Origin of the sequence: Edaphobacter sp., assembly GCF_035532915.1 — a bacterium.
Lineage (GTDB): Bacteria > Acidobacteriota > Terriglobia > Terriglobales > Acidobacteriaceae > Edaphobacter.
Genome location: NZ_DATKQC010000470.1, coordinates 1 through 25,140 on the forward strand (window position 1 = coordinate 1; position 25,140 = coordinate 25,140).

Genomic DNA, 25,140 nt, shown 5'->3' on the forward strand with positions numbered 1-25,140 from the left:
ACGAAGCTGGGAGACGGCATCGCGATGACCTGCTGCGATATCAGCGGGATCAAAGCGGCGCAGGAACGCTACAAGCACCTGCTGGAGTTTACCGACTCCGTCTTTCAGAATGCTCCCTTCAGCATTGTCGCAACGGACATGGAGGGAGTCATCACCGCGATGAACGTCGCGGCGGAGAAGCTCTCCGGTTATGACCGTGAAGAGCTGGTCGGCAAGGCCCCGTTGACCATCCTGCATGATGAGGCTGAGCTGCTGACCAAGAGCGGTAAGGACAATCCGGAGATGGTGTCGGATAGCGACCGCTTCCACCTCTTAACTGCCACGGCTGCCGCGGGCGAGTTGGAGGAGCAGGAGTGGACGCTGGTTCGGCGAGACGGTTCGCGGACCCCGATCAGCCTGGCGATGCGAGCAGTACGGTCGGACGAGGGCGTGGCGACGGGATTTGTCGGCATCGCGGTAGACATTACGGAACGCCAGCAAATGCTGGACTATGTGACACACCTGGCGACCCACGACCAGTTGACCGGGCTGATGGGGCGGGCGCTGCTTCGAGACAAGACGGTGGAGGCGATTGAACGGGCCCGGCGGTATGGCACAAAAGTCGCGGTCTTCATGCTCGACCTTGACCACTTCAAGCGCATCAACGACTCGTTGGGGCATACGTCGGGCGACCAGATTCTGGTGGAGGCAGCCAATCGCCTGCGCCGGTCGGTACGCAGCACCGATATCGTCGCGCGGGCCGGCGGCGATGAGTTTGTGGTGGTTATGCCGGACATTACCAGCGTCGCAGATGTTGAGCAGTGCGCGGCCAACCTCGTGCTCAAGCTGTCGCCGGAGATATCCGTCGATGAACACCTGGTGAAGGTGACGACGAGCGTAGGGGTCTGCATCTACCCCGACTTTGCGTCGGACGTGAAACATCTGTTCAAGCGTGCGGACGCCGCGATGTACGCGGCCAAGGAGAATGGCCGCAACCAGCACCAGATTTTCAGCGAAGGGATGATGAAGGAGACTGCCGACCGACTGATGATGGAACACGCTCTTCGTCACGCGATTGCGAATGGAGAGATGGAGATGCACTATCAGCCCCAGGTGTCGCTGGCGACAGGAGCCATCACGGGCATGGAGGCGTTGCTTCGCTGGACGCATCCGCGGATGGGCAAGATTTCGCCGGGCCAGTTCATTCCCCTGGCCGAAGAGACGGGTCTGATAATTCCCATCGGCGAATGGGCCTTTTTGGTGTCGTGCTGCGAGGGCAAGGCCCTGCAGGATGAGTTGGGGATGGAGCTGACGGTATCGGTCAATCTGTCGCCACGCCAGTTTCAGCAGAAAAACCTGCTGCAGGTGATCGAACACTGCCTGGCCAAGAGCGGCCTGTCTGCATCTCATCTGGAGATTGAGATTACCGAGGGCATGCTGATGGTCAACTCCCACGACAATCTCGACAAGCTGCAGAAGATACGGGACCTCGGCGTGAAGATCTCAATCGATGACTTTGGCACAGGGTTTTGCAGCTTCTCGTATCTGCTGCAATACCAGGTAGACCGGCTGAAGATCGATCAGAGTTTTGTAAGACAGGCCGAGACGGACGTGAATGCCGCTTCGGTGGTGCGAACCATTATTGCGATGTCGCATGGGTTGAACATCAAGGTAGTCGCGGAAGGGGTTGAGACCGACGAGCAATTGCGCTTTCTGTTGCGCAGAAAGTGCGATGAGGTACAGGGTAATTTTCTTGGCGTTCCAGTTGCGGCAAGGGATTTTGCGGCTGCCGCAAGGACTTATGCCGAAAACATGGGACCTCTGCAAACCCTGGAAACGCGATGAAAGGATGTTCTCTGTCCCATGAGGAGATCGAACATCCCTCGCCTGTGTCAAGCCGTCTGGCTGCGTTTAATCAGATGGTAGATGCCGAGCAGGATCAGCGCGCCGACGAGCGACATGAGGAAGCCTGCGGATTGGTCCGGCTGATAGTGGCCGATGACACGGCCAATCCAGGTTCCCAGAAAGGCGCCCGCGATGCCGATCAGCATGGTGATGAAGATGCCGCCGGGCTCTTTGCCGGGAATGATCAGTTTGGCAAGCGCACCCACAACAAGACCAATAATTGCCGTCCACAGCAGATGAAGCATAGAGATTCCTCCGTAATTTTCCGGGGTCGCCGGATGGTTTACAAATGGTGCGGAAAGCATACTCCAGCTATTGAAAGATGTGGAACATTTGTTTTGCCTTCATGGCGATTAATGATCAAACCCGGATTGCCGATACCTTAGTAATCCGAAATAGGAAAGGTACGCAATACCTTTGACCTCAGATGTAGTTACTTACAGGTTGAACGATTTCCTCCCCCTTGCTGTTGAAGATAGATTGGCAGCCCCCCCCGTCTACTGTTGCCACTAAATCCAGGAGAGACATCGCAGTATGAAATTTCCCAACGGTGCAGTTCTATCCCTATTGCCTCTACTCGTTTTTTCGGCCCATGCACAAACGGCTCCGGTCTTCCGTCTTTCCTCTTCATCTCAGATCGTGTCCTCGGCCGCCAGAGTGAGTTCCAGTACCGACGGCGATGAGACACGGTCTTCTGCCCCTCGGGCTTTTGGCGCATCAACAAACTCCGGGGCAATCGCCACGCGCGCCCCTGGCCGCATCGGCGTTGATGTGCACGCGGGCATCAATGGCATCGGCGCCGACGTGGCTCTCGCCGTGGCTCCGCATTTCAATGTGCGGCTGGGCGGTCAGTTCTTCGGCTACACCACTTCCTTTCAGGAAGAGGGTGCCAATGTGAATGCGACATTGCGACTCGGCGGCGGCCGGGCCTCGCTCGACTGGTTTCCGTTTCATAACGGATTTCACGTCAGCCCGCTGCTTGTCTTTCTCAACCAGACCAATGTACGAGCCACGGTCATTGTGCCGCCGGGGGAGACGATCTCATTGGATAACGGAGATTACGTCAGCAGCCAGGCCGACCCACTGCACGGAAGCGCCTCCATCGGAGTATGGAAGACCTCGCCCGGCCTGATGATCGGCTATGGAAACATCATTCCTCGCAGTGGAAAGCACTTCAGTTTTCCGATCGAGGTTGGCTTTTACTACGTTGGCCAGCCAACGCTGAAGGTTGACTTCAGCGGAAGCGCCTGCGACCCGTCGGAACCTCAGCCGCTCGGCTGCCAGCCGGTGCAGGACGATGCCGGTTTTCAGCACGATCTTGCAGCATTTGTACGGCGCAACAATAACAACCTGAGCTATGCCTCGTTCTTCCCGGTCGCCTCATTCGGCGTTGGCTATAGCTTTTGAGGGTCGGAGAGATGTTGCAAATGCGTGGACGGAAAACCTTGTCCGCCGTCTTTCTGTATTCTCGATAGCGGAATAACCTGCTAATGGACGAGCACGGGCGGCGGCTTCAACGTGAAGTCGACATAGACCGTTGTGGCAATGTCCCTGGGCTGACCATCGACAGAGTAAGGCCTGTATCGCCAGCTGCGCACAGCAGCGACTGCAGCGCTCCGCAACGATGGAGGGCCGTTGATCGCATGCAGGCCGGTAATCGCTCCAGACCTGGATATGGTGGCTTGCAAGGTAACTTGTCCTTCGATGTGATCCGCTCTGGCCTGAGCAGGGTATTCGGGCCGCGGCGCGGAGAGCAGGTAGCCTTCCATGACATTGGCGGGGACGTACCTGAACTTCGGATTATTCAGGCCCGGGGGAGTGCCTGATGCGGCAGTTTGTGCAGGCGGGGTTGCGGCCTGTCTGACGGGAGCTGGTGAAGTTGATGTTGATAAAGTGCCAGCCGCGTTTGTAAGAGCGGACGAGGCCGGCGGCGGAGGTTGTGCGGGTGTAGAGGCAGCGGGGGCAGACGTGCTGTTGACGCTTGCGTGACTTCCTTCGATACGTGCCAACCCTGCTTTCAGGAAAGACTGATTCCCTGCTGAGTGAAGATAGAAGAAGACGGCAGCCATGATCGCCACCAGAATGACAAAGAGAACGACAGGAACGATGACTCGTCTTTTCTCGGAGCCGTAGGCGAATGTTGGTACCGAGAAGTCGTCCTCTTCGGCTGTCGCAGACTCATCGAGATGAAGCGGACCAGTGAAGACCGCGCGGCCTCGAGTTGGCAGCGATGGTTCGATGGGAGCAATCGCTTCGGCAACCGGCATCACGACATTGGGTGGGGAGCGTCGGCAACCCGATGAAGAAGGGGTTCGAGCCCTGTTGTCTTATCCGGTGGAATAGTCTTTGGCGTGGTTTCCATCTTGCCGATGCGGCGTTCGATCGAATCGAGGTGGAGCTTGACCTGTTGGGTATTGCTCTCGAGTCGAGAGAGCGTCTGGCGAAGCTCGTTCGATATATCGCGCAGGCTGGCTTTTTCTTCGGGAACCTCAACGTGGCTTTTCGCAGGCGAAGCAGGGAGAGAGATCCGTATGGGCTCAGGCTGTTCAGGACGAAGAGCCGGTTTGGACAGTGGCGCTGTGCGCTGCGCGACTGGCCTCGGTGAACCGAACTGCTTCCAGCACCCGGTGCCCAACAGAAACTCCATCAGCGCGTTGGTTGGCCCGGTGATGTCGGCCGTTGTATCGGTAACGGCCCGGCCGCCAACGGAGGCAGCGATGATGCTCATCATGTCGGTGAGCAACAGCTCGTCCTTCTCCTTTCTCACGACGGATTTAACCAGCGCGGAGAGATCCATTCGAAACTGGTTGCTGTGCTCGAGTGTCCTGGTAAATTCAAAGAGATCGTCTGGCGAGCCGTGGCGAACATGATTGGTGTCGAGCAGCGAACGAAACTCTGCGACAGAACTGCCAAAGCGCTGAACCGTCTCCTGCGTATCTAGAAAGAAAGGCATCTCCTCTATGATGGACGTCGCTTTTGCAATGGTTGCGTGCCCGACCCAGCGAATTCGGCCGTCGCTGTAACCGGAGATATATCAGCAGATAAAAATTGGGATGAATCTGCGAAAGAGAACTCGACGCGCGCCGTTCCCACGAGAGACGCATTAAAGAAGTTCAGGCCAACGCTGAAGTCTCAGAGTCGGCCCGCATTCTTCCTGAATCAAGCGCTCCATTTTTCTAGTAGACATCCCTCTGGTAACGCTTCTGCTTCTTCATCGCCGCGAGGTACTCCGTTGCATGTTCGAGCGTGCCATTCGATCCTCTGGCAATCACATCGAGCAGAGCGGTCTCCACGTCCTTGGCCATACGCGTCGCATCGCCGCAGACATAGAAGTATGCTCCGCGCTCGAGCCATGCATACAACTCGGCAGCCTTCTCCTGCATACGGTCCTGCACATAGACTTTCTTCGCCTGGTCGCGCGAAAATGCCGTATCGAGATGCGTCAACACGCCACCCTTGTGCATCGCCTGCAATTGCTCCCTGTAGAGAAAGTCCATCGCCTCGCGCTGTTCGCCGAAGAAGAGCCAGTTGTCGCCGGGCTCGCCCTTGGCTTGCCGCTCTTCAAGAAAGGAGCGGAACGGCGCAATTCCTGTTCCCGGCCCGATCATAATCACGGGAGCCGACGTATCTTCCGGCAGCCGGAAGTTCCCATTCGCATGGAGAAAGATCGGCATCTTGACGCCAACGCCGGCGCGGTCACCGAGGTGTCCGCTGGCCACGCCCTGGCGGCTGCGGCCATGCGCGTCATATCGCACCACGCGCACCGTGGTCTGTACATTGTCCTTGTGCATGGCCTGGCTCGACGCGATGGAGTACATGCGCGGCGTCAACCGCTGCAGCACATGAAACAGCTCCTGCGGATCTTTCACCACGCCGGGAAATTCCGTCGCGAGGTCGACAAATTCGCGTCCCCAGCAATACTCTTCGGCGCGGGCCTTGTGCTCGGGTCCGACCATCACCTTCAACCCTTCGATCTCGGGTGCCAGCTTCGCATACTGGTTCACGCTGCCGCGTGCAAGCTTGCCGATACCCAGCCGCGTCCGCAGCGCCTCTTCGAGGCTGATCTCTACCTTGTAGTGGTCGAGCACGCGCTCGTCACCCTTGAAGCCCAGAGCGGTCAATACCTCTGCAACCGCCTCGGGGCGGTTCTCGGGGAGGATCCCGACCGCATCACCGGGGGTGTAGGTCATGCCATCTTCGAGCGTTAGCTCCACATGCCGGGTCTCTTTTTCCGATCCCTCGGCCGTCAATAGCTCGTTGACAGTAACCGTCGAAAAATATGGGTTGTTACGTGTGTACTTCGCCGCGTGCGCCGGCGCTGACTTAGCTTCCTGCTCCAAAACCTCACTCATCCTTTAATGATAAAAGGTAAAGGCCATTCCGCAAAATACATTCGCACCCAGATGCAATCTTCTTATGGCAGCCGAAACACAATTCCCGTGCTCAGCGTCTTGGGAACGAAACTGTCGCCCAACCCCGCCAGCCGGCCATAGCTTAACTCCACCATCCGCCAATCAACGCGGGGCAAGATCGTAAAGTCAACACCACCAACGAACTGGTAGGCGAATTTGGTTGATGACGTCCGCGCGGACCCTTGTCCGACCTTCAAATGCCCGAGGCCACCCAGAACCTCTCCGTAGGGCTTGAAGGGCAAAACACGGGGCGTCACCGCAAGCCGCACCCCACCCAGCAGAGTATCGAGCGTCTGGTTGGTATAGGCTCCCTTGGCGTTGCCGCTGCCTGCAAATGTTCCGCGAACATCCAGCCCGGTGGCGAACAATCCATGCTCCGAATCGTGATAAAGACCCACCGTCGGCCCATACATCCATGATGTGTTTGGTGTACTCAACTTGGCCGCGGTGAACTCACCATAGATAGCAGTCTGTGCGTGAGCCACACCAACCAGTCCCAACGCTACCACTCCCAGCAAACAACTTTTGACAAAACGCATATACATCTTCCAAGTTTAAGCCTCTTGACACTGCTTGTCGTCGGCGCGAACCTGATGGATAAACCTGTCCTGCAAAACGCAAAAAGCTTTTATAAGCGCACACATGGCGAGGGAGCCTCAACCATCAGCTACAATCGCAGTGTGCGACGCCTGCTGGCACTTTCGCTGCTGCTACTCTTCAGCTTTCCGCTGGTGTCGCCGCTGCTCGCGCTCTCCACAAACTCAGACGCGAACCTGCCAGCCTGCTGCCGCCGCAACGGAGTTCACCACTGCCAGATGAAGGCGCAGCGGCCGGATGCCTCCGCTCATCAGCTCACCGTCTCCACCATTTCGACGAAGTGCCCCTTTTATCCCAGACCGGCAACACTGGTCCGGCACAACGACGCACGGCTTCATGCCGGCACCCGCCTGCTTGCTGAATCGATCAATCACAGCACGGTCAAAGCGCCCCCCTGCGCTCACGTCCGGATTGCTCTTGATACAGCATGGCAAAAACGCGGCCCTCCTGCGTACCTCTCCTAACTCTAAAAACTGATCGACATTGTTCGCTTCGCGCCCGTAACTCAAGCCTCCACTTTTATGTGGTGCGACGTCGTACACGAACAATTTCATGACATCTTCCAAAGTCGCCCTATAAGCATTGCTGCGTCAGGCTGCTCGTGCGTCGTGTTCTCTCCATCTCGCTGGTATTGCTGTTCATGCTGCCTCTGGTCTCTCCGCTCTTCGCGGCGTCCACAGCAGACGCGAACGTGCCTGTCTGCTGCAGACGCAACGGCAAGCATCATTGCATGGCGGCAGCTGCTATTGCGCAGCGTTCCTCCAGCGACACTGGCAAAACTGAAACCGCAAGCGTGCAGGAAAGTTGCCCCTATAGTCCTGCAGTTCCCGCAGTCGTCAATCTTCCCTTCGACCCCGACGAAATCCAGACGGCAGTCTCCGCCGTTACTATCAGTTCGTCGGTCCGCCCCACCCAGACCGAAGTTTCCCTTCGCGTTTCCATCGACCGCTCCCACCAGAAACGCGGTCCTCCATCCCTGAGACTCTCCCGCTCCTGAACACAGGAAATGGACAGTGCGGCACGACGCAACCAATGTGCACCGCACCTGAACCCCCGGAGGAATCAGTGCAGCTTCTCAGGCATCACCTTGCAGTCATCGTCTTCACCTTTGTCGCTCTTGCAACCGCCAGTGCGCAGCAGACGGTGAACAACGCTTCTCTCAGTGGACGAGTCGTCGATCCATCCGGCGCCGTCATCGCTGACGCGCAGGTCACAGCAACCCAGACAGCAACTAATATCTCGCGCACGACCTCGACCAGCAGAGACGGGCGTTTTCGCTTCCCTTATCTCTCCATCGGCACTTATAGCGTTCACGTCCTTCGACAAGGATTCGCCGAAGCCGACCGTTCCATCGCCCTGACCGTCGGCGCGGATTTCGACCTGCAAATTGCTCTCTCTCTGGCTGGAACCCGGACCTCAGTCAACGTATCCAGCCAGTCCACGCTTCTTGAAACCAACCGCAGCGAAGTCGCCAACACCATCTCTCCGCACGAGATCGAGAACCTCTCCCTGCTAGGCCGTAACTTCCTCGACCTCGCTCTCCTTGTTCCCGGCGTCTCACCCACCAATACCGCCAGCACGCAGCTCTTCGCCGAAACCTCCGCCGTTCCCGGCCAGGGAATCTCCATCGGCAGTCAGCGCAACTTCTCCAACAGCTTCGTGGTCGATGGCCTTTCCTCCAATGATGACGCCGCTGGACTCACCGGAACCTTCTACGGTCTCGACGTCGTCCGCGAGTTTCAGGTCGTCACCTCCGGCGGTCAGGCCGAGTTCGGCCGCGCACTCGGCGGCTACATCAACATGGTTACCAAGAGCGGCACCAACGCACTTCGCGGCAGCGTCTATGGCTACCTGCGCAACCAGCGCCTCAACGCCGACAACGCTCTCTCACAAAGTAAGCTGCCCATCACACAGGCCCAATATGGAGCCAGCCTTGCAGGCCCAATCCTACGCAACCGCACCTTCTACTTCGCCAACTTCGAACGCAAGCAACTCAATCAGGACGGACTCATCACCATCGCGTCCGCCAACGTCGCTGCCATCAACAGCCATCTCCAAACCATCGGCTACCAGGGCCCGCAGATCACGACTGGCCTCTACTCGAACCCGGTCCACACGAACAACTTCTTCGCCAGGATCGATCACCACCTCAACGACCGCGACCAACTCAGCGCACGTTACAGCCTCTACGAAGTTGACAGTAAGAACTCGCGCGGCGTCGGTGGACTAAGCGCCATCAGCGCTGCGGCTGCGCTTCACGATATCGACCAGACCATCGCCGTCAGTAATATCTTCACCCTCTCTCCCCGAACCGTAAATGAAACCCGCGGCCAGTTCACTCGAAGTAACCTCACAGCGTTGCCCAACGACGCCTCGGGCCCAGCCGTCAGCATCTCCGGCGTCGCCTCCTTCGGCACGCTCTCCGGCTCCCCGACTGGGCGCCTCGATTACCTCTACGAGGTCGTCGACAATCTCTCTCATCAGGCAGGCAGCCATTCGCTCCGCGCTGGCGTGGACTTCCTCTTCAACGACCTCACCATTACCTTCCCCATGTCCAACCGCGGAAGCTACTCCTTCTCTTCGCTCAATAATTTTCTCAACGGCACCTACAACAACTCGGGCTACACCCAATCCTTCGGCAACCCCCTCGTGCCGCAGACCAACCCCAACCTCGGCCTCTATGTGCAGGATGAATGGAAGCTCGCGCGATCCCTCACGCTCAACGCTGGTCTCCGCTACGATCTGCAATTTCTAAAATCCATCGCCACCGATACCAACAACATCTCACCCAGACTAGGCTTCGTCTGGTCACCACATCGCACCACAGTGGTTCGCGGAAGCTACGGGCTCTTCTACGACCGCGTTCCCCTGCGTCCACTCTCAAACGCGCTCCAGTCGAGCAACAACACGACCAATGTTGACAGCTCCACCTTCGTCACCGTCAGCGTCTCGCCGACACAAACCGGAGCGCCCACCTTCCCCAACATTCTCACCACACTCCCCACAGATGTTCTGGTCAACTTCACCACGATGGACCCGCGTATCCAGAACGCCTACTCCGAGCAGGCTAGCCTCGAAGTCGAGCAGCAACTAAGCGCCAGCAGCAACCTCAGCCTCAGCTACCAGCATCTGCGCGGCCTCCATCTGCTTGCCTCCGTCAACCAGAACACGCCCACCTGCATCGCCACCGGCAACAACAACGGCTGCCGTCCTAATGCCGCGTACGGCAACAACAAGCAGTACCAGTCCGCCGGAGACTCCTACTACGACGGGCTCTCTGTCTCCTTCCAGCAAAAGCCAACACGCTGGGGAGCTTACCGCATCTCCTACAACTGGTCGAAGGCAATCGATGACGTAGGGGAATATTTCTTCAGCTCACCCATCAACAATTTTGACATCGCCGAAGACCGCGGCCTCTCCGACGACGATCAGCGCAATCGCCTCGTCTTCGACGGCACCATCCACACTGCGATACAACCATCCCGCGGACTTTGGAGTCAGCTCTCGAGCGGCTTCCTGCTCAGCACCATGCTCCAGTACTACTCCCCTTCGCCCTTCAACATTACCACCGGGACCAACAGCATTCAGGGCACAACCCTTCGTCCCTGCGTACGCGGCATCGCCAACTGCACCCAGGCGCTGCCCGGAACCGTCATCGCACGCAACACCGGAGTTGGCTTCGCCTTCTTCAACATGAACACTCGCCTCAGCCGCACCTTTCCCCTGGGAGATCGCTTCCGTCTCGAAGCCATCGCAGAAGCCTTCAACGCACTCAACCATCGCAACGACCTCATTCCTAACGGAACCTTCGGAACCGGCATTTATCCCAACGCAGCCAACTCCAGCTTCGGCCATGCCACCGCTGTCGGCGATCCGCGGCAAGTCCAACTCGCAGCCCGCCTGACCTTCTAACAACCAAAGGAACCGTGATGACCAGAAGCAGCTCGACAAATCACCTCATCGCAATCAGCCTCAGCATCGTCGCGGTGCTGGTCATCGCGTTCCTGCTCTGGCAGCACACACGCCCTCTCATCCAAACCGGGCATCAGGCGTTCGTCTTTGAGTCTCATCCACACGCTCTCGGCATCGAAGCAAAACGTCCCATCGTCGCCGCCACCGTCACGGGAGGACTCTATCTCCTCGCCGTAGAAGACAGCGCACTCACCCTGCGCATGTCCCACGACAGCGGCGAACACTGGATGCCCGCCACCCCCCTCAGCACACCGGGCAACACCGTAAACACCTCCGCCGAAAACGCTCCACAACTAGTTGCACGCGGCATGTATGCCTTCGCGCTTTGGCAGCAAAAAGGCGCGGCCGATCAAACACAACTCGTCGAAGCTCGCTCCACGGGTATGGGCACAGCGCCACCACTCTCCACTATCGTCACTGACAAGCCAGCAACGGACAAATCATATTCCGGCTTCGCAACTCTGGCCGTAGCGCCCAACGGTGACGTCTACGCCGCATGGCTCGATGGACGCGACAACACCTCTGCCACCACCGGAACCTTCAATATCTACCTCGCCCGCTCCACCGATCGCGGTGCGACCTTCCACCACAATGTCAAAGTAGCGAGCCTCGCATGTCCCTGCTGCCGCCCCTCGGTCGCTATTGCAGCCGATGGCACCGTGTATGTTGCCTACCGTCACGTCTACGGCGATAACGAACGCGACATCGCCGTCGCCACCTCCACCGATCATGGCGAGCATTTTGGCCCAGCCGTCCGCGTCGCCAACGATCACTGGAAGCTCTTCGGCTGCCCGGAATCGGGCCCGGTCACAGCAGCACAAGGCAACAAGCTCATCGTCGCGTGGTACACAGCCACAGGCGAACACCCTGGCATCCGCATGGCCGCGTCACACGACGGCGGCCAAACCTTCTCGAAGGAGATCTCCGTCAGCGACGGCATCGAAAACGCGAACCACCCCTATCTCTCCATGGCCGACGACGGCACCATCGCCCTCGTCTTCTCAGGCCGCCAGGCAACAAAAGGCGGCGACTGGAACAGCCTCACACCCTACGCTCTCCGCATCGACACAAGTGGTCACGTCTCAGCCACAGCTCACGTCCCGGCTGATGCCTCCGGCGAACGCTACCCCACCGCCAGCCTCTCTCCCGACGGCGATATCTATGTCGTCTGGAGCGGAACTGATGCGACCCACGCCTCGCTCATCCGCGGCACCTCGCATTAGGCAAATGATTGCGATGCAATTTGACAATGGCCAGAACCGCAATCTATAAGCATCACTGGTCGTCATAACTGAAATTAAAATTTCACATGTAAATACATTCGTTCGGTGAACCCAATGCAAACTCGTCTCCGCACGATCGCTCTTCTCGTCTGCGCCAGCTTCATGCTTCCAGCCGCCATCGCTCAGGCTCCAACAACACCTTCATCAAAAAGCATCCTCGAAACAATTGAATGGACATGGGCTGCTAAACCCGACAACCCTGATCCCGCACTCCCCAATGTGCTGCTCCTCGGCGACTCCATCACTCGTGGCTACTATCCCGAGGTCACAAAACTCCTCGCCGGCCGCGCCAACTGCTATCTCTTCGCGACGTCGGCGGCCTCCGGCGATCCGCGGCTCATCCATCAGATAAGCGACTACTTCGCCATGATGCCGCTGAAGTTTGCCGTCATCCACTTCAACAACGGAATGCACGGATGGAAGTACACGGAAGCCGCCTACGGCAGTTCCCTCCCCCAGTTGGTTGAGGCGCTGCGTGCAAAATCGCAGGGAGCAAAGCTGGTCTGGGCCACCACCACGCCAGTCCACGCAGATGACTCCGGCGGAGCCACCAACCCGCGCATCGACCAACGCAACGCCGAATCCCTTCGTACAATGCAGCGTTTCCATATTCCCATCGACGACCAGCACGTTCTCATGGCCGCCCATGACGACCTTCACAATGGCAGCGTTCACTACACCGAGGCAGGCAGCGCGGTGCAGGCAAAACAGGTCCAGCAGATCATCGAAAAATTGCTGCCAGCGCACTAAGATCTGGCAATAATTTTAGGAAACCTTCCACTTCGTAGCCAGCAGATTCAACTTGTCGCTCATCGAGATCTCAGGCTTCTTCGGAGCCTCCCGCTGCACCTTCTGCGCCGGCCCCATCAGCGCCTTCATCGACAGTGCAATTCGCTTCGTCTTCACATCCGCGCTCAGCACCTTGACCTTAACGATCTGCCCGGCCTTTACAGCCTCTGACGGATCTTTGATAAACCGGTTCGACAACTCGCTGACATGCACCAGCCCATCCTGATGCACGCCGATGTCGACAAACGCGCCAAACTTGGTCACATTCGTCACCACACCTTCCAGCACCATCTCAGGCTGCACATCGGCAAACTCGCGGACCGTTTCATTGAAGCTCGGGGCAACGAATTTATCGCGCGGATCGCGCCCTGGCTTCTTCAACTCTTCCAGAATGTCCTTCAACGTATAAGTCCCCGCCGAAAGCTGCTTCGCATCCACCTTCGCCAGCAACTCGGGCCTGCGAATCAGCTCTCCCACCGGAGCATCCAGCGACTTCGCAATCTCCTCCACCACGCCATACGACTCAGGATGCACCGCCGTCATATCCAGCGGATTCTCTCCATTGCGTATCCGCAAAAATCCCGCCGCCTGCTCAAAGGTCTTCGCACCGATTCCGGTAACTTTATTCAACTCGGTCCGCGAGCGAAACTGCCCATGCTCGTTGCGATAGCTCACGATGTTCAACGCAGTGCGCTCCGTGATTCCTGAAACATAGCGCAGCAGCGTCCACGAAGAGGTGTTCAGATCAACGCCCACGCGGTTCACGCAACTCTCGATCACCGTCTCCAGCGACTGCTGTAACTGCCGCTGATCGACATCGTGCTGATACTGCCCCACACCAATCGACTTCGGATCGACCTTCACCAACTCCGACAGCGGGTCCTGCAACCTTCGCGCAATCGAGATCGCACCTCGCACCGTCAGGTCAAGATCAGGAAACTCCTGCCGTGCAATATCCGACGCCGAATAGATGCTGGCACCCGACTCGCTCACCGTGACTGAGAAGATGTTGTCCAGACGGCGCTCGCGCAGAAAATCACGCACAAACGCATCCGTCTCCCGCGAAGCCGTTCCGTTGCCAATCGCAATCGCACGAACATTGTGCTCCACCAGCAACTTCTCCAACACCTTCGCCGCGCCATCCGCGGCGCCCTTCGACGTGTGCAGATAGAGCACGTCATTCGCCAGAAACTTGCCCGTCTGGTCCACCACGGCGACCTTGCACCCCGTACGCAGCCCAGGATCAATTCCCAGAATCGAAATCGGACCGGCAGGGGGAGCCAACAGCAGATGATGCAGATTGTCACGGAACACCTGAATCGCATCCATATCCGAACGCTTCTTCAGCTCCAGGCGCAGCTCACCCTGGATCGAAGGATTCAGCAGCCGCTTCCACGCATCCTCCATCGCCAGCTCAAGCTGCGCCGTCCAGTCACCTTCTCTCCGCAGCACTCGCGGCCGCATCACGCCCAGCGCACGCAGAGGCTCCATCTCGATCAGAAAGTAAAGCACCGACTCGCTCTCGCCCCGGCGAACCGCCAGCATTCGATGCGACGGAATCGTCTTCACCGGTTCGCGATACTCGTAGTACATCTTGAACTTTTCCTGCTCATCGACCGCATCCATTGCCTTGCGGCTCACCACGATGCCTTCGTCAAACATCAACTGCCGCAGCGCCTTGCGCAGGTCGGCATCCTCGCTCAACATCTCGGCGACAATATGCCGCGCACCCTCCAGCGCCTCTTCCACGCTGTTCACTTCCTTCGCTGCATCCACAAAACCCGCAGCAAGTTCAAGCAGCGATTGCGGCCCAGCCTCCTGCGCCATCAGATAAAGTGCCAGAGGCTCGAGCCCCTTCTCCCGGGCAATCGTGGCCTTGGTGCGCCGCTTCGGCTTGTAAGGAAGATAAAGGTCTTCCAACTCGCTCTTGTCGAGCGTGGCCTCGATGCGTCCCTTCAACTCATCGGTGAGCTTGCCCTGCTCCAGAATGGAAGCCAAGATCGTCTCCCGCCGGGACACGAGGTCGCGAAAGTAAGCCAGCTTCTCTTCGATATCGCGAATCTGAACTTCATCCAGATTTCCCGTGGCTTCCTTGCGATAGCGCGCAATAAACGGAACGGTACCGCCCTCATTGAACAGCTCAATCACGGCGACCAGCCCACGCATGGGCACATTTAACGAAGTTGCAATATGAAGAAGAATTTCAGGGGAGAGAACTTTAGGATCAGCCATGGATATCTTCCCATCCTAGCCGCAAATCATCTGGAAAAATCCCTTTCAGCCCACCCGCGCTAAACTAAATCCATGCTCGACGAAACCACGTTCCGCCGCGAATCCGACCGCGCCCTCGAAGCCCTCAAGCAATCCCTCATCGTTGCCGAAGAGGAGTCCGAGGCATTTGAGGCCGAGGAGAACAACGGCGTCCTCAACATCGTCTTTGACAATGGCACCAGTAAGTTCGTTCTCACACCGAATACTCCTGTCCGCCAGCTCTGGATCTCCGCCACCTCCACCAGCTTCAAACTCGAGTGGTCCGAGACCGCAAGCGCCTTTGTGCTCCCCAAAACCGGAGAAGACCTGAAGTCACTCACGCAGCGGCTCCTCCGCGAGCACCTCAACGATGCAACCATCACGCTCGCCTAATCCTTCTTAAAATAGAGATACTAATGAAGCCGATGTTCTTCTCGCTCGCCTTGCTGGCCGCCGTATCCGCCACCGCCCAGACCACAACCCACAAAGCCGTCGTGGCCCATCATCACACCGCGACAACGGCCGTCTCCAAAATTCCGCGAGTGCCGGGCATCGCCAAAGCTCTCTACACCTTGAAGTATGTCGACATCGTCGTCGGCAAAGGTCCGCTCGCCGAGACCCACAAGTGGTACACCGTCCGCTACACCGGCTGGCTTACTGACGGCACCAAGTTCGACTCCTCTTACGACCACCCCGGCGGCGAACCCTTCACCTTTCCCGATGGAGCCAAACGGGTCATCATCGGCTGGGATACAGGCTTCGAGGGAATGCACGTCGGCGGCAAACGCCGTCTCTATGTCCCCTACCAGCTCGCCTACGGAGAACTGGGCCACCCGCCCGTCATTCCCGCCAAAGCTAACCTCGTCTTCGATATCGAGCTCGTAAGCATGTCCGACAACCCGCCGGAAGAGCCGGCCCCAACACCCGCACAGGCAGAGCCGCCAACTCAGGAGACACAGCCAGCTGCCCCTGCCACGCAACCACAAACTTCTCCGCATCCGGAGAGCCTCTAGTCGCGTCTAATCTCCTGGCGACTTGGACCAGATTTTCAAGTAATCCTCGGCTATTTTTTATGATTGATCGACTTAGACCGCTATTCCCATACCTCCGGCGCTACTGGAAGAGCCTCGCCTGGGGCGGCATCGCTGTCATCTTCTATAACGTCATCAAAATTCTCATTCCGCTCGTCATCGGCAGCGCCGTCGACGACATGCAGCACGGCCTCACCGAAGCAAAGGTCGTCCACCACGCGCTGCGGCTGTTTGTCATCGCAATCTTTGCCGCGATCTTTCTGTACATCACACGCGAAGTCATCATCGGCGCCTCACGCGATATCGAATACGATCTCCGCAACGATCTCTTCGCGAATCTCGAACGCCAGTCGGCCAACTTCTTTCACACTCACCGCACCGGCGACATCATGGCCCGTACCACCAACGATCTCAACGCCGTCCGCCAGCTTCTAGGCCCGGCCATCATGTACAGCGCCAACACCATCATCTTCACCGCCGCCGCGCTGCCCTTCATGATTCGCATCAGTCCTAAGCTGACGCTCTGTGCCTTCGTTCCTCTCCCCATCGCCTCCGTCCTCGTCCAATACTTCGGCAACCGCATCCATCGCCGCTTCGAGCGCATCCAGGCCATGTTCTCCGACATCTCCGCCAAGGCGCAGGAGAACTTCTCCGGAGCCCGCCTCATCCGCGCCTTCGTTCAGGAAGAAGCCGAAATCGCCTCCTTCGAGACCGCCAATCAGGAGTACATCAAGCGCAGCCTCTACCTCGTCCGTCTCATGGCCATGCTTTGGCCCACGCTCGAGTTCGTCCTCGGCCTGTCGCTCATGATTACCCTGCTGGTGGGTGGCCACGAGGTCGTCGAACACCGCATCTCCGTCGGCCAGTTCACCTCGTTCATCGTGTACATGGTGCAGCTCACATGGCCTATGATCGCGGTCGGCTGGGTCGTCAATCTCTTCCAGCGCGGCACAGCCTCAGTCGTCCGCATCGACGAGCTTCTGCAGCAGAAGCCGTCCATCGCCGACGCGCCCACCGCCACCGACGATCCCATCACCGGCGATATCGAGTTCCGCAACCTCACCTTCGCGTACCCGAACGCGCCCGATGTCCTTCACAACATCAACCTTCATATTCCCGCCGGCACCAGCCTCGCGATCGTAGGTCCGACCGGCTCCGGCAAATCGACGCTGGTCAACCTGATTCCTCGTCTGCACGATGCAGCGCCCGGCACCGTCCTCATCGACGGCCAACCCATTCGCCACTTCACGCTCGCCGAGCTGCGTAAGAGCATCGGCTTCGTGCCACAGGAGACGTTCCTCTTCTCCGAGACCATTCGCAGGAACATCGCCTTCGGCAGACCCGACGCAACCATGGAAGAGGTCGAAGAAGCGGCGAGCGTCGCTCATATCAGTACAGAGATTCTGGAGTTCCCAAAAGGCTTCGATACGATGGTCGGCGAGCGTGGCGTCACCCTCTCCGGCGGGCAGAAGCAGCGCACCTCCATCGCACGCGCCGTCATCCGCGATCCCCGCATCCTTATCCTCGACGACGCTCTCGCCAGCGTCGATACCTACACCGAAGAACGCATCCTAAGCGGCCTGCGCCAAGGCATGGCGAGCCGCACCACGGTCTTCATCTCGCACCGTATCTCCACAGCGCGTAACGCCGACCAGATCGCCGTTCTGGTCAACGGCAGCATTGCAGAGCGGGGCACCCACGACGAACTGCTCGCACGCAACGGCTATTACACCAGCCTGTTCGAAAAGCAGCGCCTCGAAGAAGAGCTCTCGGTCGCAACCTAACTACACTACGCCAGCCAACGCGACACACTGGCCTCGCTATCGGCTGGACGCATCTCGGTGACCGGCACAAACTTCTCTTCCCTCGTGCGCAACTCTCTGGGCAGCACCCTTCCTGCCTCGGGGTCCCGAGCGACAATTACCCACGCATCGCGAACGTTCCGCACGCAGCCGATCACCTCTTCAAACTGCTCCTTCGACGCAAAGTGCGATGCCTCCAGAGTCATGGTGAACATCGTCGCGTAAAAATCTGCAAGCGAACTGGCGACACTTCCGCCAACATCCGGGCGCAGTCGAGCCTGCAGGTACATCAGGATATCGACGACCTTCTTCACGGCAATGCGTCTCCCGCGAACATCGTCTTCTTCCACGCACTGCATGGCCCTGTAGAGAAAACGGAGCGCCGCGTCGTAGAGCGCCACCACAAGTTCAACGCCCGTAGCACCGACCAGGGCCTGCTGCTGATAACTCATCTCGCTCACTCGGGCTATCCTCCATTTCTCGTGTTGTAACCGGTCACGGCGCTATACATCTCGTTGACCTGGTTTAGTTGGGCGGGAATCGACTGTAACACCTGATTGGCCGTATTCAGCTCGGTCGTAAGCGAGGTCTTCTCGGATGCCAGAAGCGCTTCTTCGTTGCTGATACTTTGATTGAGCGTTGCCTCCTGCGCACTGTTCTGTTGCTGCGCAAGGTAAATGGAGCCATCGGGCGCCTGCGTTCCCAGATTATTCAACGTCGAGACAAAGCTCTGCCCAAAGCTGCCGGAGTTCTGTAGGAACCCCGCCACATCGGAGAATTTGCTGTTCAGGATCGTATTGAGAGTATCGCCGTTCAGAGTGAGCGTTCCATCCTGGTTAAAGCCGATTCCCAGTTGAGTGATGCTACTGATCGAACCGCTGCTGGAGCCGCTGATCAGAGCGCTCGAAAGCTGATTTTGAAGCAGGGACAACGTGGTACTTCCAAAAAGCGGCTCCGCATTTCCACTCGAATCTTTTCCTTCCTGCCCATTAATGTCATTGATCACCTTGTTGTAGGCGGAGACTACATTGCTCATTGCAGTAGCAATGGAAGTCGTGTCATTGGTGATCTGTACCTGGATAGGAGAGGCTGAGGTCGACAGCAGTTGAAAGGTAACGCCGGGAATAGCAGTCGTCACGGTATTCGACCCGCTGTTGAGCGAGACTCCATCAACCGTCAGATTGGCATCCTGACCGGTCTGACCGGTGTTGAACCCTATGGCCGTACTTGTAGTTGCATCCGTCAGACCAGTGGTAATCGAAAGCTGTCCAGCGGAACCGCTCGTTCCACTCACCAGCGAGAGCCGCGAGCCTGAGACGTCTGTAATGACACTGGCATTGACGCCCATTCCAGCCGCGTTGATCGCGCTCGCAAGCGTAGCCAGCGTGTTGTTGGTGCTGTCTATCGTGATCGTCTGGCTCGCAGCCGAGCCCACTTGGATCGTCAGCGATCCGGAGAGCTTATCCCCTGCGTTCGTTAGCGTATCCGAGTAGTTCGACGAGGTCTGCGCCAGTTGGCTGACGACAATCGTGTGGCTGCCGGCAATGGAATTAGTGGCAGCCGAAGTGAGCTCTAATATATTGGTGTCGGAGCTAGAGCCCTGCTTCGCCGACAGCACACCACTGAAGTCGGTGAGCGATTGCATCGCCGTCGTCAGCGTCGACAGATCGCTCCCCAAGGTGGTGAAGACGGTGTCTTGCGCCTTCAGCGATGCCAGTTGCGTCTGCCACGGCGATTCAATTGCCTGCTGGCTGCTCAGAATCGCAGTGACCGTGGACGCCACATCAAAGCCCTGCCCACTGCTTGCAGCGCCGAAGTTGATTCCAACTGTGCCCATTTTACCTTCCTGTCCCTGCCCCGCGCAGTCAGTAGCAATCGAGCGGCCAACTATAGCTTCGCCGAATTAGACGGCGCTAATGGTTCTCGTCAAACAGTGAGATCGCGGCGTCTGCCCTGGCAAAGCCGCGGACGCCGCGATCTCCCTTCAACCTATTGCATCAGTTTGAGGATCTCCTGCTGCACGCTGTTCGCCTGTGCCAACGCGCTGATACCGGTCTGGCTCAGCACCTGGAACTTGGCCATGTCACTGGTCGCCTGGCCGTAGTTGGTCGAACGAATACTGCTCTCGGCGGAGGTAAGGTTGACCGACTCCGAACTGGCAACGTTCGACGCCGCATTCAGCTCGTTGATGCTGGCTCCAATGTTGCCGCGCTGGTAGGCAACATCCTGGATAGCAGACGTCACGCTGGTCAACACGTTCTGCGCGGTGGCAGCCGACAGAGTTGAAACACCGGAACCTGTGAAGTCCACGCCGGTTGAACCAGTGTTCGTCAGCGCAGTTCCGCTGAAGTTAAGGTTCTTACCTGCTCCGGTGGGACCGGAGATCGTCAGAGAACCTGTGGTGGAGTTGTACGCAGCCGTGACACCCGCTGTCTGATAGGTGCTGTCTCCATTGATCTGCGCAGCCAGAGCCGTGCCCGAGGTACCGGCAGCAACGGTAATGCTGTGCGCCGAACCAGCTCCGACCGCAAGACTCAGCGTGCCGGCAAGTGACTGCGATGCCGTCAGAGCGATCGTCGAAGTAGATTCGCCTGTCGATGCGGCCGTCGGCACAGACGGCGTGACCGTCGAACCGGCGTCCGAAACGTTGTTCGCTCCGCCATAGACAAGACTTCCCGACCCGTTCGCAGGTCCATTGATCGTCAGAGTCGTACCGGTAAAGGACGCGGTGATACCTTCAGCCGCGAACGTAGCATCGCCATTGATAAGAGCTGCCACGCCAGTCGCCGGGCCGGTGAGGGCAATACTATGCTGTGGCCCTGTTCCAACGCCCAGTTGAAGCGTGCCACTTGCTGCATCCGTACCTGCCGTAAACGCGATCGTGCTCGACGACTGAACTGCGGCACCGGAAACCGACGGGGCCGAGGGGGTGGCTGTCGCGGTGGTAGCAACTGCGTTCGAAGTTCCCACACTCGCCGCGTTCAATCCACCAATGGTCTCGCTGTAGGTCGTTGCGCCGGATGAAGTGCCGTCGCTGACAAATACTGTCTTGGCGGCGCTCGAGAATACGCTATTACCGTTGAAGTTTGTCGTCGATCCGATGTTGCCGATCTCGGTCAGAATATTCTGATACTCCTGATTGGCCGAACTCACCTGGTTCGCATTCAGGGTTCCGTTGGAAGCCTCGGTCGCCAGAGTAACCGCGCGGTTCAGCAGGTTGGTGACCTGCGAGAGCGCGCCATCGGCGGTCTGCAGCAAGCCCACGCCCGCCGTCGCATTCTGCGAAGACTGGGTCAAAGCTGCTTCGTTTGCATGAAGGCCGTCTGCCAGGGCAAGACCGGCCGCGTCGTCCGCGCCGCTGTTGATGCGCGAACCGGAGGAGAGCTGCTGAAGAACATTCTGAAGACTATTCTGCGTCTGGTTCAGATTGTTCTGCGCGTAGATTGCTGCGATGTTGTTCAAGACACCCAAGGACATGGAAAGACGCTCCTGTATTGCTCGATTTGAACTACCGCGTCGCCAGTCCCCGGGTGTTGATCCGAAACCTCGCCCTGCCAGTAGAGCAGCAGGAAGCTCCGGTTCACCTTGCGGAAGACTCCGCGTTCACAGCCCTCATCGGCCTCGCGGATGGGCACTTTAGCCGCCACATTACCTTTGGTCAGTTCGTTCCCTCTCTCTATTGAGAACGGGCCTCTCTGCCGATGAAGCAGGCAGAGGGCCTCTCCCGCATGATCGAACTGACACGCCTCAACGGCAGTCGCCTCATCGTCAACTGCGACCTGATCAAATACGCCGAATCCGCACCCGACACCGTGCTCACGCTCATCACCGGCGAGAAGCTGGTTGTGCTCGAGCCTTCGGGTGAAATCCTGCGGCGCACTCTCGAATACCGCGCTCGCGTCCTTGCCGCAGCATGGCCTGAGGCCGCTCCATCGCTCAGCGCGAAGTCCGCCCACGATGCGCAAAAAGTCCTACGCGACATCGAACACCAAACGTCGAAAGACTAAGCTCCCGGAGAGGATTTCTTATGGACTTCGCCAGCATCGGTGGCATCGCCCTTGCCATCATCGGCATCATGGCCGGAATGATGATCGAGGGCGGCAGCATCTCTCAGGTCACCCAACCGACCGCGGCGATGATCGTTGTCGGGGGCACCGTGGGTGCTGTGCTGCTGCAGTTCCCCATGAATATCTTCGTGACTGCGATGAAGCAGGCGACGACCATCTTCCGGTCGCACGGCTCCGATGGCGAGGCTGTCGTAGCGCAGATCGTAAAGTTCGCCAACAAGGCGCGAAGAAGCGGAATCGTCTCGCTCGATCAGGATCTTGCCGGAGTCGAGGATCCCTTCCTGAAACAAGCATTAATGCTCGCTATCGACGGCACCGAGCCCTCCGAGGTCCGCAAGATCATGCAGATGGAGATCGACAACAAGACCGAGATGGAAGAGAAGATTCCCCAGGTCTTCGAGGCCGCGGGCGGATACTCCCCCACCGTCGGCATCATCGGCGCCGTCATCGGGCTGATTCAGGTGATGCAGCACCTCAACAACATCGACGAGGTCGGCCGCGGCATCGCGGTCGCCTTCGTCGCCACCATCTACGGTGTAGCACTGGCAAACCTGGTCTTCCTTCCCGCCGCAGGCAAGCTCAAGATTCGTCAGCGCGAAGAGCAGATGATTAAGGAGATGGTGCTCGAAGGCGTGATCTCCATCCTTGAAGGTATGAACCCGCGCATGATCGAGACCAAACTCCGCACCTTCCTGTTCGACAGCAAGCCGGAAAAGCAAGCCGAGGTCATCGCAGCATGAGCCGCAAGAAAAAACACGAGCACGTCAATCACGAGCGCTGGCTGGTCTCCTACGCCGACTTCATCACGCTGCTCTTCGCATTTTTTGTCGTACTCTTCGCCTCCAGTCAGGCGAACAAGGCAAAGCAGGCCGAACTCTCTGCCGCCATGCAGAGCGCGTTCACGCCCATGGGAGTCTTTGAAGCTCACTCGAAGACGCCGCCATTGACCGACCGTCGCGGTGCCCCCGTCAACACAACGCCCGCTGCTCTTCCGCTTCCACTTCCTTCAGTCAGAACCGAAACTGCGGAAGAGACCGAGGCGCATCTCAACAAACTTCTCGCCGAACAGGTCGCCGCCGGACATATCCCGCCCGGCAGCGTCACCATGCGTATTACGACCGAGGGCCTCGTCATCTCGCTGCACGAGGCAGGCTTCTTTCCCTCAGGCTCAGCCGAAGTCCGCGCCGCCTCCATTCCCATGCTGTCGAGCCTCGCCACGGCATTGCCCTCAGGCCCGCTGCGCATCGAAGGCCACACCGACAATGTTCCCATTCACACCGCGCAGTTCGCCACTAACTGGGAGCTATCCACAGCGCGGTCCACCGCCATCGCACGCCTGCTGCTCGAACACGGCCCCATCGATCCAGCCAATCTCTCTGCCGCCGGTTATGCCGAATTCCATCCCGTCGCCAGCAACCGCACCGCTGCGGGCCGCGCTCAGAACCGCCGCGTAGACATCATCCTTTTGCGACGCCCAGCAGCTTCACGATAACGCGCTTGGGCCGCTGCCCATCGAACTCCGCATAGAAGACACGCTGCCACGTTCCCAGATCGAGCCGCCCCTTCGTAACCGGCAGCGTCGTCTCGTGATGCAGCAGCAGCGCCTTAAGATGTGCGTCGGCATTATCTTCGCCTGTCTGATGATGTTTGTATCCCGGCCACGACGGAGCGAGCTTCTCCAGCCACGTTCCGATGTCTTCGATCAGGCCATCCTCGTGGTCGTTCACATAGATCGCAGCGGTAATGTGCATCGGAGACACAAAGCAAAGTCCATCCTCGATCCCACTGCGACGCACAACCTCTTCGACCTTCGGAGTGATGTGGACCATCTCATAACGTTCGTCCGTATGGAACGTCAGATATTCCGTATGCGCTTTCATCGTTGACATAGTGAGCTCCGCTCTTCGATCTACCGTCAGCTTACTTAATAGACAGGCCCCTGGCACTTCCTTGCTGGATTTATACTGCAATAAGAATCGCTGTGCCGCATGAAGCAAGCCCTACGCAATCTCGCCGCTGTTCTCTGCATGATAGTGCTGATCGCCAGTTCCTCATCATGCATGGACCTGGCGAGCCATACCCCTGCATCCTGCAGCCACTGCACAAAACATCAGCCAATCAACCAGCAGACTCCAGTATGCTGTGATGCCCATCATCAGCCTTCGGCTACTGCAACCGCTGTAACCATCGAGCAGCCTGCTCAAATCTCTTTCGTTGAAGCTGCGGCGATCAGCATCGGCACCATAGCGATCCTGTCGCCTCCCGATCAACTTATCTGGCCGCCTCCGCACCCACCACGCCTCACGCTTCGCATCTGATTCCACTCCTACGCCTCGCCGCAATGCAGCGCGATCCACGCTGCACGCTGTCCAGCCGTTCCTCAGGAGAAGAATTCGTCATGCCCCGCGCCTTAGTCGCCGTTTTTTTCGCACTCACCCTCCTCCCCCTCGCCGCCTCGGCGCAAGAACCCGATATGCCCGGCATGAACATGAGTTCCGCACCGATGAAGAAGATGGGCATGATGCATCAGCCCACCACCCTCATCGATGCCGAACTCAACCACGCCTCCTCCGGCACCAGCGCGGAGCCCACCTCCACGCCAACTCCCATGCTCATGTCGCACCATGGCCAATGGATGCTGATGCTCCATGGCACTGCCTTTATCTCCGATACGCAACAATCAGGCCCACGCGGTGCCGACAAACTCTTCTCCACCAACTGGCTGATGCCCATGGCGATGCGCCAGCTCGGCCCGGGCCAGCTCACGCTGCGGACAATGTTCTCGCTCGAACCCGCAACCGTCAGTAGCCGCCAGTTTTCCGAGCTCTTTCAGCAGGGCGAGACCGCCTTCGGCAAGCCCATCATCGACGGCCAGCACCCTCACAACTTCTTCATGGAAGTAGCTGCCCTCTACGACATCCCTCTGGGCAAGCAAACCCTGCTCAGCTTCTATGCCGCCCCCATAGGCGACCCCGCCATCGGCCCAACCGCCTATCCCCATCGGCTCTCTGCCTCAGAAGATCCCATCGCCGCGCTCGGCCACCATCAGGAAG

The 25,140-nt window shown here is 58.4% G+C and carries 25 protein-coding genes and 1 pseudogene; 16 read left to right on the top strand and 10 right to left on the bottom strand.

The features are described from left to right. The coding region (locus tag VMU57_RS21880) for a sensor domain-containing protein (protein WP_325387317.1) at window positions 1-1,824 on the top strand (1,824 nt) is incomplete at its 5' end. Between the two features lie 47 nt (window positions 1,825-1,871). Here VMU57_RS21880 and VMU57_RS21885 read toward each other — a convergent pair. Then, the gene (locus tag VMU57_RS21885) at window positions 1,872-2,129 is read right to left on the bottom strand and encodes a GlsB/YeaQ/YmgE family stress response membrane protein (RefSeq protein ID WP_325387319.1); all 258 of its coding nucleotides are present in this window, start codon (window positions 2,127-2,129) and stop codon (window positions 1,872-1,874) included. Between the two features lie 289 nt (window positions 2,130-2,418). Between VMU57_RS21885 and VMU57_RS21890 the strand changes: the two genes are divergently transcribed. Beyond that, the gene (locus tag VMU57_RS21890) at window positions 2,419-3,291 is read left to right on the top strand and encodes a hypothetical protein (protein ID WP_325387321.1); all 873 of its coding nucleotides are present in this window, start codon (window positions 2,419-2,421) and stop codon (window positions 3,289-3,291) included. Between the two features lie 80 nt (window positions 3,292-3,371). On the opposite strand, the gene VMU57_RS21895 is transcribed toward VMU57_RS21890, so the two are convergent. The 4 genes from VMU57_RS21895 to VMU57_RS21910 all read right to left on the bottom strand — a co-directional run bounded on the left by VMU57_RS21895 (window position 3,372) and on the right by VMU57_RS21910 (window position 6,835). Beyond that, window positions 3,372-4,151, bottom strand: coding sequence for an energy transducer TonB (locus tag VMU57_RS21895; protein ID WP_325387323.1), 780 nt, complete (start codon window positions 4,149-4,151; stop codon window positions 3,372-3,374). Continuing rightward, the gene (locus VMU57_RS21900) at window positions 4,151-4,837 is read right to left on the bottom strand and encodes a hypothetical protein (protein WP_325387325.1); all 687 of its coding nucleotides are present in this window, start codon (window positions 4,835-4,837) and stop codon (window positions 4,151-4,153) included. The genes VMU57_RS21895 and VMU57_RS21900 overlap by 1 nt, the downstream gene beginning before the upstream one ends. 223 nt (window positions 4,838-5,060) lie before the next feature. Then, a complete protein-coding gene (locus tag VMU57_RS21905) occupies window positions 5,061-6,236 on the bottom strand; it encodes an oxidoreductase (RefSeq protein WP_325387327.1) in 1,176 nt (391 codons plus the stop codon). Window positions 6,237-6,298: 62 nt separating this feature from the next. Beyond that, on the bottom strand, window positions 6,299-6,835 hold the full coding sequence (locus tag VMU57_RS21910) for a hypothetical protein (RefSeq protein ID WP_325387329.1): 537 nt from the start codon (window positions 6,833-6,835) through the stop codon (window positions 6,299-6,301). 24 nt (window positions 6,836-6,859) lie between these two features. Between VMU57_RS21910 and VMU57_RS21915 the strand changes: the two genes are divergently transcribed. The 5 genes from VMU57_RS21915 (at window position 6,860) to VMU57_RS21935 (ending at window position 12,898) form a co-directional block, all read left to right on the top strand. After that, on the top strand, window positions 6,860-7,357 hold the full coding sequence (locus VMU57_RS21915; RefSeq protein ID WP_325387331.1) for a hypothetical protein: 498 nt from the start codon (window positions 6,860-6,862) through the stop codon (window positions 7,355-7,357). 137 nt (window positions 7,358-7,494) lie between these two features. After that, on the top strand, window positions 7,495-7,890 hold the full coding sequence (locus VMU57_RS21920; protein ID WP_325387332.1) for a hypothetical protein: 396 nt from the start codon (window positions 7,495-7,497) through the stop codon (window positions 7,888-7,890). A 68-nt stretch (window positions 7,891-7,958) separates the two neighbouring features. Further along, a complete protein-coding gene (locus VMU57_RS21925) occupies window positions 7,959-10,805 on the top strand; it encodes a TonB-dependent receptor (protein ID WP_325387334.1) in 2,847 nt (948 codons plus the stop codon). Between the two features lie 17 nt (window positions 10,806-10,822). Further along, the gene (locus tag VMU57_RS21930) at window positions 10,823-12,088 is read left to right on the top strand and encodes a sialidase family protein (RefSeq protein ID WP_325387336.1); all 1,266 of its coding nucleotides are present in this window, start codon (window positions 10,823-10,825) and stop codon (window positions 12,086-12,088) included. Window positions 12,089-12,202: 114 nt separating this feature from the next. Continuing rightward, the gene (locus VMU57_RS21935) at window positions 12,203-12,898 is read left to right on the top strand and encodes an SGNH/GDSL hydrolase family protein (protein ID WP_325387337.1); all 696 of its coding nucleotides are present in this window, start codon (window positions 12,203-12,205) and stop codon (window positions 12,896-12,898) included. Window positions 12,899-12,913: 15 nt separating this feature from the next. On the opposite strand, the gene VMU57_RS21940 is transcribed toward VMU57_RS21935, so the two are convergent. Next, window positions 12,914-15,169, bottom strand: coding sequence for a Tex family protein (locus VMU57_RS21940; protein WP_325387338.1), 2,256 nt, complete (start codon window positions 15,167-15,169; stop codon window positions 12,914-12,916). Between the two features lie 72 nt (window positions 15,170-15,241). Between VMU57_RS21940 and cyaY the strand changes: the two genes are divergently transcribed. The 3 genes from cyaY to VMU57_RS21955 are packed head-to-tail and all read left to right on the top strand — an operon-like array spanning window position 15,242 to window position 18,002. Beyond that, complete coding sequence (cyaY, locus tag VMU57_RS21945) at window positions 15,242-15,580, top strand: iron donor protein CyaY (RefSeq protein ID WP_325387340.1); 339 nt, start codon at window positions 15,242-15,244, stop codon at window positions 15,578-15,580. A gap of 23 nt (window positions 15,581-15,603) precedes the next feature. Then, complete coding sequence (locus tag VMU57_RS21950) at window positions 15,604-16,200, top strand: FKBP-type peptidyl-prolyl cis-trans isomerase (RefSeq protein WP_325387342.1); 597 nt, start codon at window positions 15,604-15,606, stop codon at window positions 16,198-16,200. A 59-nt stretch (window positions 16,201-16,259) separates the two neighbouring features. Then, a complete protein-coding gene (locus tag VMU57_RS21955) occupies window positions 16,260-18,002 on the top strand; it encodes an ABC transporter ATP-binding protein (RefSeq protein WP_325387344.1) in 1,743 nt (580 codons plus the stop codon). Between the two features lie 5 nt (window positions 18,003-18,007). On the opposite strand, the gene fliS is transcribed toward VMU57_RS21955, so the two are convergent. The 3 genes from fliS to VMU57_RS21970 all read right to left on the bottom strand — a co-directional run bounded on the left by fliS (window position 18,008) and on the right by VMU57_RS21970 (window position 21,497). Next, window positions 18,008-18,472: a flagellar export chaperone FliS gene (gene fliS, locus VMU57_RS21960; protein ID WP_325387361.1), complete on the bottom strand. Its 465-nt coding sequence runs from the start codon at window positions 18,470-18,472 to the stop codon at window positions 18,008-18,010. Window positions 18,473-18,486: 14 nt separating this feature from the next. Continuing rightward, complete coding sequence (gene fliD, locus VMU57_RS21965) at window positions 18,487-19,857, bottom strand: flagellar filament capping protein FliD (protein WP_325387346.1); 1,371 nt, start codon at window positions 19,855-19,857, stop codon at window positions 18,487-18,489. 152 nt (window positions 19,858-20,009) lie between these two features. Then, a complete protein-coding gene (locus tag VMU57_RS21970) occupies window positions 20,010-21,497 on the bottom strand; it encodes a flagellin (RefSeq protein ID WP_325387348.1) in 1,488 nt (495 codons plus the stop codon). A gap of 17 nt (window positions 21,498-21,514) precedes the next feature. On the opposite strand from VMU57_RS21970, the gene VMU57_RS21975 reads away from it, so the two are divergent. Genes VMU57_RS21975 through VMU57_RS21990 form a run of 4 tightly spaced genes read left to right on the top strand, consistent with a single transcriptional unit; the run spans window position 21,515 to window position 23,579 of the window. Continuing rightward, window positions 21,515-21,703 (top strand): hypothetical protein, encoded by a 189-nt coding sequence (locus tag VMU57_RS21975; protein ID WP_325387350.1) that lies wholly within the window; start codon window positions 21,515-21,517, stop codon window positions 21,701-21,703. 18 nt (window positions 21,704-21,721) lie between these two features. Next, window positions 21,722-22,027, top strand: coding sequence for a flagellar FlbD family protein (locus VMU57_RS21980; RefSeq protein ID WP_325387351.1), 306 nt, complete (start codon window positions 21,722-21,724; stop codon window positions 22,025-22,027). Between the two features lie 20 nt (window positions 22,028-22,047). Next, window positions 22,048-22,827, top strand: a complete 780-nt coding sequence (locus VMU57_RS21985) for a flagellar motor protein (RefSeq protein ID WP_325387353.1) — start codon at window positions 22,048-22,050, stop codon at window positions 22,825-22,827. After that, window positions 22,824-23,579 (top strand): flagellar motor protein MotB, encoded by a 756-nt coding sequence (locus VMU57_RS21990; protein WP_325387355.1) that lies wholly within the window; start codon window positions 22,824-22,826, stop codon window positions 23,577-23,579. The genes VMU57_RS21985 and VMU57_RS21990 overlap by 4 nt, the downstream gene beginning before the upstream one ends. Here the strand turns inward: VMU57_RS21990 and VMU57_RS21995 are convergent. After that, a complete protein-coding gene (locus tag VMU57_RS21995; RefSeq protein ID WP_325387357.1) occupies window positions 23,545-23,976 on the bottom strand; it encodes a secondary thiamine-phosphate synthase enzyme YjbQ in 432 nt (143 codons plus the stop codon). The genes VMU57_RS21990 and VMU57_RS21995 overlap by 35 nt on opposite strands. A 99-nt stretch (window positions 23,977-24,075) precedes the next feature. On the opposite strand from VMU57_RS21995, the gene VMU57_RS22000 reads away from it, so the two are divergent. Continuing rightward, window positions 24,076-24,405: a hypothetical protein gene (locus VMU57_RS22000; RefSeq protein WP_325387359.1), complete on the top strand. Its 330-nt coding sequence runs from the start codon at window positions 24,076-24,078 to the stop codon at window positions 24,403-24,405. An 80-nt stretch (window positions 24,406-24,485) separates the two neighbouring features. Next, window positions 24,486-25,140, top strand: a pseudogene (locus tag VMU57_RS22005) (hypothetical protein); the annotation flags it as partial.

Excerpts from the sequence above, each read along its gene's own strand:
- VMU57_RS21985 (WP_325387353.1), top strand. The coding sequence starts at position 22,048 with ATGGACTTCGCCAGCATCGGTGGCATCGCCCTTGCCATCATCGGCATC.
- VMU57_RS21955 (WP_325387344.1), top strand. The coding sequence starts at position 16,260 with ATGATTGATCGACTTAGACCGCTATTCCCATACCTCCGGCGCTACTGG.
- fliD (WP_325387346.1), bottom strand. The coding sequence starts at position 19,857 with ATGGGCACAGTTGGAATCAACTTCGGCGCTGCAAGCAGTGGGCAGGGC.
- VMU57_RS21890 (WP_325387321.1), top strand. The coding sequence starts at position 2,419 with ATGAAATTTCCCAACGGTGCAGTTCTATCCCTATTGCCTCTACTCGTT.
- VMU57_RS21970 (WP_325387348.1), bottom strand. The coding sequence starts at position 21,497 with ATGTCCTTGGGTGTCTTGAACAACATCGCAGCAATCTACGCGCAGAAC.
- VMU57_RS21900 (WP_325387325.1), bottom strand. The coding sequence starts at position 4,837 with ATGCCTTTCTTTCTAGATACGCAGGAGACGGTTCAGCGCTTTGGCAGT.
- VMU57_RS21930 (WP_325387336.1), top strand. The coding sequence starts at position 10,823 with ATGACCAGAAGCAGCTCGACAAATCACCTCATCGCAATCAGCCTCAGC.
- VMU57_RS21995 (WP_325387357.1), bottom strand. The coding sequence starts at position 23,976 with ATGTCAACGATGAAAGCGCATACGGAATATCTGACGTTCCATACGGAC.
- VMU57_RS21935 (WP_325387337.1), top strand. The coding sequence starts at position 12,203 with ATGCAAACTCGTCTCCGCACGATCGCTCTTCTCGTCTGCGCCAGCTTC.
- VMU57_RS21940 (WP_325387338.1), bottom strand. The coding sequence starts at position 15,169 with ATGGCTGATCCTAAAGTTCTCTCCCCTGAAATTCTTCTTCATATTGCA.
- VMU57_RS21910 (WP_325387329.1), bottom strand. The coding sequence starts at position 6,835 with ATGCGTTTTGTCAAAAGTTGTTTGCTGGGAGTGGTAGCGTTGGGACTG.
- VMU57_RS21885 (WP_325387319.1), bottom strand. The coding sequence starts at position 2,129 with ATGCTTCATCTGCTGTGGACGGCAATTATTGGTCTTGTTGTGGGTGCG.
- cyaY (WP_325387340.1), top strand. The coding sequence starts at position 15,242 with ATGCTCGACGAAACCACGTTCCGCCGCGAATCCGACCGCGCCCTCGAA.
- VMU57_RS21905 (WP_325387327.1), bottom strand. The coding sequence starts at position 6,236 with ATGAGTGAGGTTTTGGAGCAGGAAGCTAAGTCAGCGCCGGCGCACGCG.
- VMU57_RS21895 (WP_325387323.1), bottom strand. The coding sequence starts at position 4,151 with ATGCCGGTTGCCGAAGCGATTGCTCCCATCGAACCATCGCTGCCAACT.
- VMU57_RS22000 (WP_325387359.1), top strand. The coding sequence starts at position 24,076 with ATGAAGCAAGCCCTACGCAATCTCGCCGCTGTTCTCTGCATGATAGTG.
- VMU57_RS21980 (WP_325387351.1), top strand. The coding sequence starts at position 21,722 with ATGAAGCAGGCAGAGGGCCTCTCCCGCATGATCGAACTGACACGCCTC.
- VMU57_RS21950 (WP_325387342.1), top strand. The coding sequence starts at position 15,604 with ATGAAGCCGATGTTCTTCTCGCTCGCCTTGCTGGCCGCCGTATCCGCC.
- VMU57_RS21990 (WP_325387355.1), top strand. The coding sequence starts at position 22,824 with ATGAGCCGCAAGAAAAAACACGAGCACGTCAATCACGAGCGCTGGCTG.
- fliS (WP_325387361.1), bottom strand. The coding sequence starts at position 18,472 with ATGAGTTATCAGCAGCAGGCCCTGGTCGGTGCTACGGGCGTTGAACTT.